Source organism: Streptococcus pseudopneumoniae (genome assembly GCF_001072665.1).
Taxonomy (GTDB): domain Bacteria; phylum Bacillota; class Bacilli; order Lactobacillales; family Streptococcaceae; genus Streptococcus; species Streptococcus pseudopneumoniae_S.
In genome coordinates this window covers 1-933 of record NZ_JVJI01000079.1, presented here as the reverse complement: position 1 = coordinate 933, position 933 = coordinate 1, and the positions used below count along the sequence as shown (strand labels likewise).

Genomic DNA, 933 nt, shown 5'->3' with positions numbered 1-933 from the left:
ATCAATTTGATAGTAACCATCCTTGTACAGTAGGAGATTAGTTGAGTAGTCATTCATCAGGTTAACCAGAGTTTGAAGAAGAGTCCCATGCACCTCTACTAGGTAACTGCGCATACTCGAGATGGCCTGACCTTGGAGATTTTCACTTAATGTAAAAACAGGAACTTGCTTACAACTAACAGTGTATAAACAAGTTCCTTACAAGCTATTTCAATGGTGAAACATAATCATCTGGAAGCTTACCTCTCCAGTCAATCCATTTTTTTTCCGCAAGTGGAATTAATGTCTCAAGCTCTTCCTGAGTAAATAATTCCCAACTCTTAGGACTAGCTATTAAAGGAGTTAAGCCTTTTAATACAAATTGTTTCTCACTAGCTTTCTTTTCTTCTTCCGTCGGTGGCCAACAATTGTTCTTTACTCTATAAGATACTTCTCGTATCGTTCTCTCCCCACTCTCTAGTAAGGCAAATAACTCATTTGGTAATTCATAAACCACTCGCTGAGGGGCAATTCCTCCCTCCTCAGTAACGTAATAAAAATGATTACCATCTCTCCAGATATGCTGACCATAACCTTTTACCTCTTCAAACTGGATAACATCTTCCCAGCCTAGTTTTGTTGGTTTCATTTCAAACCTCTTTTACTTAAGTGGTGATACATAATCGTCTGGAAGTTTCCCCATTGATTCTATCCATTGCTGTTCGGCTTTGGGAATAAGTATTTCAAGTTCTTTCTTACTAAAAAGCAACTGATTTTTACGGTTGGAAATCAGCACAATTGGTTTTTCTCTAGCTCTATTTTTTCTTATTTCATTCTTTTCTTCTTCCGTTAGAGGCCAGCAATCATTCTGCGCTTTAAAGTCAATTTCATGTGCCGTTCTCCTACCTAATAAATATTCGTTAAAATCAGAAGGATTAATCTCAAAGATACGAC

General features: G+C 37.3%; 2 protein-coding genes and 1 pseudogene. All 3 read right to left on the bottom strand.

Annotated features, from left to right (window positions below):
• Positions 1-144, bottom strand: a pseudogene (locus ADH52_RS11285) (hypothetical protein); the annotation flags it as partial.
• A gap of 61 nt (positions 145-205) precedes the next feature.
• Positions 206-628 (bottom strand): hypothetical protein, encoded by a 423-nt coding sequence (locus ADH52_RS04670; RefSeq protein WP_042749694.1) that lies wholly within the window; start codon positions 626-628, stop codon positions 206-208.
• Positions 629-640: 12 nt separating this feature from the next.
• Positions 641-933 (bottom strand): hypothetical protein (locus ADH52_RS04665; RefSeq protein WP_049510382.1); only part of this gene is annotated, 293 nt, incomplete at its 5' end.

Bases quoted from the DNA above. Each gene is read 5' to 3' on its own strand.
- ADH52_RS04670 (WP_042749694.1), bottom strand. From the start codon at position 628: ATGAAACCAACAAAACTAGGCTGGGAAGATGTTATCCAGTTTGAAGAG.